The 4,103-nt window shown below is 43.3% G+C and carries 3 protein-coding genes, 13 tRNA genes, 1 rRNA gene and 1 pseudogene; 16 read left to right on the top strand and 2 right to left on the bottom strand.

The features are described from left to right. Nucleotides 1-46: 46 nt before the first annotated feature. From rrf to HNR43_RS13900, 16 genes and pseudogenes are all read left to right on the top strand, one after another. Nucleotides 47-163: ribosomal RNA gene (gene rrf, locus HNR43_RS13975) — 5S ribosomal RNA — on the top strand. A 10-nt stretch (nucleotides 164-173) separates the two neighbouring features. Then, nucleotides 174-249: transfer RNA gene (locus HNR43_RS13970), tRNA-Val, on the top strand. A 42-nt stretch (nucleotides 250-291) separates the two neighbouring features. Continuing rightward, nucleotides 292-368: transfer RNA gene (locus HNR43_RS13965), tRNA-Met, on the top strand. Between the two features lie 4 nt (nucleotides 369-372). Further along, a tRNA-Asp gene (locus HNR43_RS13960) sits at nucleotides 373-448 on the top strand. Nucleotides 449-453: 5 nt separating this feature from the next. After that, a tRNA-Phe gene (locus tag HNR43_RS13955) sits at nucleotides 454-529 on the top strand. A 10-nt stretch (nucleotides 530-539) separates the two neighbouring features. Continuing rightward, nucleotides 540-615 (top strand) — tRNA-Thr (locus HNR43_RS13950). Between the two features lie 5 nt (nucleotides 616-620). Continuing rightward, a tRNA-Tyr gene (locus tag HNR43_RS13945) sits at nucleotides 621-705 on the top strand. A 4-nt stretch (nucleotides 706-709) separates the two neighbouring features. Beyond that, nucleotides 710-783 (top strand) — tRNA-Trp (locus tag HNR43_RS13940). A gap of 9 nt (nucleotides 784-792) precedes the next feature. Then, nucleotides 793-868 (top strand) — tRNA-His (locus tag HNR43_RS13935). A 17-nt stretch (nucleotides 869-885) separates the two neighbouring features. Then, nucleotides 886-960: transfer RNA gene (locus HNR43_RS13930), tRNA-Gln, on the top strand. A gap of 5 nt (nucleotides 961-965) precedes the next feature. Further along, nucleotides 966-1,037, top strand: a tRNA-Gly gene (locus HNR43_RS13925). Nucleotides 1,038-1,048: 11 nt separating this feature from the next. Continuing rightward, nucleotides 1,049-1,122: transfer RNA gene (locus HNR43_RS13920), tRNA-Cys, on the top strand. A gap of 11 nt (nucleotides 1,123-1,133) precedes the next feature. Beyond that, nucleotides 1,134-1,219 (top strand) — tRNA-Leu (locus HNR43_RS13915). A gap of 51 nt (nucleotides 1,220-1,270) precedes the next feature. After that, a tRNA-Leu gene (locus HNR43_RS13910) sits at nucleotides 1,271-1,355 on the top strand. A gap of 163 nt (nucleotides 1,356-1,518) precedes the next feature. Next, nucleotides 1,519-2,193: pseudogene (locus HNR43_RS13905) on the top strand (carbohydrate ABC transporter permease); the annotation flags it as partial. Between the two features lie 69 nt (nucleotides 2,194-2,262). Next, nucleotides 2,263-3,324 carry a LacI family DNA-binding transcriptional regulator gene (locus HNR43_RS13900; protein WP_343055823.1) on the top strand — a complete coding sequence of 354 codons (1,062 nt, stop codon included), beginning with the start codon at nucleotides 2,263-2,265 and terminating at the stop codon, nucleotides 3,322-3,324. A gap of 29 nt (nucleotides 3,325-3,353) precedes the next feature. On the opposite strand, the gene HNR43_RS13895 is transcribed toward HNR43_RS13900, so the two are convergent. Continuing rightward, the gene (locus HNR43_RS13895) at nucleotides 3,354-3,683 is read right to left on the bottom strand and encodes an ArsR/SmtB family transcription factor (RefSeq protein ID WP_055442109.1); all 330 of its coding nucleotides are present in this window, start codon (nucleotides 3,681-3,683) and stop codon (nucleotides 3,354-3,356) included. Between the two features lie 3 nt (nucleotides 3,684-3,686). Continuing rightward, nucleotides 3,687-4,064, bottom strand: coding sequence for an SRPBCC family protein (locus HNR43_RS13890; RefSeq protein WP_343055822.1), 378 nt, complete (start codon nucleotides 4,062-4,064; stop codon nucleotides 3,687-3,689). Nucleotides 4,065-4,103: the final 39 nt, after the last annotated feature.

Raw genomic sequence — 4,103 nt, 5'->3', positions numbered from 1 at the left:
AACAAAAAATATTCCGTTATAATAACATTTGTCTAAAGCATTATTGCTCGGTGACGATGGCGGAGAGGTCACACCCGTTCCCATCCCGAACACGGAAGTTAAGCTCTCCAGCGCCGATGGTAGTTGGCGGGACACCGCCTGCGAGAGTAGGACGTTGCCGGGCAAGGTCAAATGGAGGATTAGCTCAGCTGGGAGAGCACTTGCCTTACAAGCAAGGGGTCGGCGGTTCGATCCCGTCATCCTCCACCATATTTATCCACCATATTTAAAAAAGAGTTTTTTTCTCATCGTCGCGGGGTGGAGCAGCCAGGTAGCTCGTCGGGCTCATAACCCGAAGGTCGCAGGTTCAAATCCTGCCCCCGCAACCAAAGTGGTCCCGTAGTGTAGTGGTTAACATGCCTGCCTGTCACGCAGGAGATCGCGGGTTCGAGTCCCGTCGGGACCGCCATATGTGGCTCGGTAGCTCAGTCGGTAGAGCAAAGGACTGAAAATCCTTGTGTCGGCGGTTCGATTCCGTCCCGAGCCACCATTTTAAAGATGCCGGCTTAGCTCAATTGGTAGAGCAACTGACTTGTAATCAGTAGGTTGCGGGTTCAAGTCCTGCAGCCGGCACCATCTGCGGAGGGGTAGCGAAGTGGCTAAACGCGGCGGACTGTAAATCCGCTCCCTTTGGGTTCGGCGGTTCGAATCCGTCCCCCTCCACCATTTTAGGGGCATAGTTTAATGGTAGAACAGAGGTCTCCAAAACCTCCGGTGTGGGTTCGATTCCTACTGCCCCTGCCAAAAAATATGGCGGCTATGGCGAAGTGGTTAACGCACCAGATTGTGGCTCTGGCATTCGTGGGTTCGATTCCCACTAGTCGCCCCATATACATTTTAAAACGTTGGGGTATAGCCAAGCGGTAAGGCAACGGACTTTGACTCCGTGATGCGTTGGTTCGAATCCAGCTACCCCAGCCATATATGCGGAAGTAGTTCAGTGGTAGAACACCACCTTGCCAAGGTGGGGGTCGCGGGTTCGAGTCCCGTCTTCCGCTCTTCGTTTCATGGCGGCATAGCCAAGTGGTAAGGCAGAGGTCTGCAAAACCTTTACCACCGGTTCGAATCCGGTTGCCGCCTCCATTTTTTTATGCGCCGGGGTGGCGGAATTGGCAGACGCACAGGACTTAAAATCCTGCGGTAGGTGACTACCGTGCCGGTTCGAGTCCGGCCCTCGGCACTGAAAAAGCTTGACAAAATAAGTTTGCATGATACAATTTAATTGTCTCATGCCGATGTGGCGGAACTGGCAGACGCGCACGACTCAAAATCGTGTGGGGTAGCCCCCCGTGTGGGTTCGACTCCCACCATCGGCACTGAATATTGAGGATTCCTGTTTTTTGCAGGAATCCTTTTTTATTTGCCCTTATCCGTTTCTCCTCGATCATTTTACCTTATCCTTTCATATATCCAACGAAAATTTTCGTAAATAAACCACCTTTATCGAATGATTAATTATGATTTTTTCGTGAATATAATAAGCTAGTAGAAAACTTTCAAAACGTATTAGAAAATGTCGACTTTTTCGGGGCAATGTGGAACTCTTTTATTGTTGCTAGCTTAACAACGCTTGGGGTGTTATTTTTCAGCTCTTTAGCAGGTTTTGCATTTGCCAAGTTGCAGTTTAAAGGTCGGGAAAAGCTGTTTGCTGTCATTTTAATTACGATGATGATTCCGCCACAATTAGGGTTAATTCCGCAATACTTCATTATTACAAAGTTAGGTTGGTTAAACGATTTAAAAGCCATTATCGTTCCAGGTTTAGTTAATGCGTTCGGTATTTTTTGGATGCGTCAATATATTAAAGACGCAATCCCTGATGAATTGATTGAAGCGGCAAAAATTGATGGATGCAGTATATTCCGTGTATATTGGAACATCGTCGTTCCTTCAATTTTACCAGCTTTTGCGACGCTTGGTATTTTAACATTTATGTTCGTATGGAACGATTTCTTATGGCCATTAACTGTATTGAGAGATGAATCAAGCTACACAATTTAAATTGCGATTCGCGCTCTTCAAGACGCATACGTGAAAGACTATGGTATGATTTTATCAGGAACATTTTGGGCAACATTGCCTTTAGTTGTTGTATTTTTAATGTTTAATAAGTTGTTCATTTCAAGCTTGACGCAAGGATCCGTCAAACAATAGTGACATAACCGCCAACTAAAGCGCATTCATTTTTAACGGAAACATTTATGTTATAATAAAGGTAAGATTATAAAGTTAAGAAGGGATCGTATGAAAATTACTATTAAAGAAATTGCGAAATTAGCGGGTGTGTCACCAGGTACGGTATCGAAAGTATTAAATAACTATCATGATGTCGGTGAGGAAACGAAAAAAAAAGTGCTAGAAATTATGGAGCAGACTGGGTATGTCGCTGCTCGCATTCAAAAAGATACTGCTCATAAGTCGAGAGTAGTTGGTGTTATTTATGCGGGAGAAATTAATGCGGATTTCAACCATCCCTTTTTTATCGAGGTGATGAATTCTTTTAAAAAAACAATGGGGGCGTTCGGTTATGATCTTCTCTTTTTTTCAAATGAGCGATTTGAAGAGGGAGAGGAAGATTATTACGAGCGAGCGATGCGCTACAAAGTCGATGGGGTAATCATTATTAGTGGTGAAAAAGTGCAACCGTCCATTTATCGTTTAGACATGAGTGACATTCCGTGCATCGGCGTAGATATTCCGCTCGAGGGAAGCCGTTCGGCATACATTATGACAGATAACTATAAAATTTCCGCGAAAGTCGTAGAACATTTTTATCTATGTGGCTATCGCCATATCGGCTACATTGGTGGCTTGCCCGGAGCACAAGTGACAAAAATTCGCGAAGAAGGATTTCGTAATACGATGAAAGAATTTGGGTTAACTATTCACGATGAATGGTTCGCTCAAGGGGATTTCTTTATGGAAAGTGGCTATGAGGCAATGAAAAAAATATTGCGCTCGTCACATCATCCTGAAGCGATATTTGCGGCGTCGGATTTAATGGCATTTGGGGCGATGAAGGCGGTAAAAGAACGAGGTTTAAAAGTGCCTGAGGATATTGCAATTGTTGGATGTGATGACATCGAGGCATGCAATTATACTGATCCGCCATTAACTTCGGTTCGCCAAGATAAAGAAAAAATTGGACGGCTTGCCGCATATATGTTAAAAGATATTATACACCGTCAATTTCAGCCGAAAGCAGTCATGGTTGAGCCGGAATTAATTATTCGAGAGTCTTGTGGAAGCAATCGATTGTACGGATTGATGTCTGGGAAAATGTAAAGAAAGCCCCCTAATTGTTACAAAGGGGGCTACGAATGTTCCTCATTTTCAACCACATGTTTTAAAATAGACAACTTATTCTCCCAGAAGCGTTCATAAAATGCGAGCCATTGTTTTAACTCTAATAACGGTTCCGTATGGAGATGATAAATTTTTTCTCTCCCAGATTTTCGACTTTGGACTAAATTTGCTTCGGCGAGAATGTTTAAATGTTTTGTAATGGCTGTTCGGCTAATTGGAAAATGGGCTGCAATAGCAGAGATGGGTAGTTCTTTTTTTTCAGCTAATAAACGTAATACATCTCTTCTTGTTTTGTCCGCAATGGCTTGAAAAACATCGTGTTTTTTTGCTGGCGCCACGTATTATGCCACAACCTTTCGAAGCTTTTCCAAAATTCCTGTCCAACCTTGTGCCATTCGATCACGAACAACAGATTGTTTCTCATTTGCTTTCGGAAGAATATCATCTACGCTGCCCCATCCCCCGTGAATGAGGGTAAACTCTGTTTTGTCGCCTAAGTCTTTTAAAATGAAAGAGACGATCCATCCATCCTTATCCCACGAAAATGAAAGGATATGAGGTTGTTCTACTTTTAACACTTTGCACGGTGAAGAGCCAAAAGGAGTTTGTAAGTGAAACTCATGTCCTTCAATTGGTTGAAAATCATTTGGCATAAACCATGAATGTATTTGATAATTTAAAGTTGAGCCACTTTTGAAGGGTTCGATCACATAAAAAATGAGCCACCTGATTTCCAATTTTCATTACCTCCCTTATGA

Origin of the sequence: Anoxybacillus mongoliensis (assembly GCF_014201515.1) — a bacterium.
GTDB lineage: Bacteria > Bacillota > Bacilli > Bacillales > Anoxybacillaceae > Anoxybacillus > Anoxybacillus mongoliensis.
The sequence above is the reverse complement of the archived record's forward strand: the minus strand, read 5'-3'. Positions and strand labels throughout refer to the sequence as shown.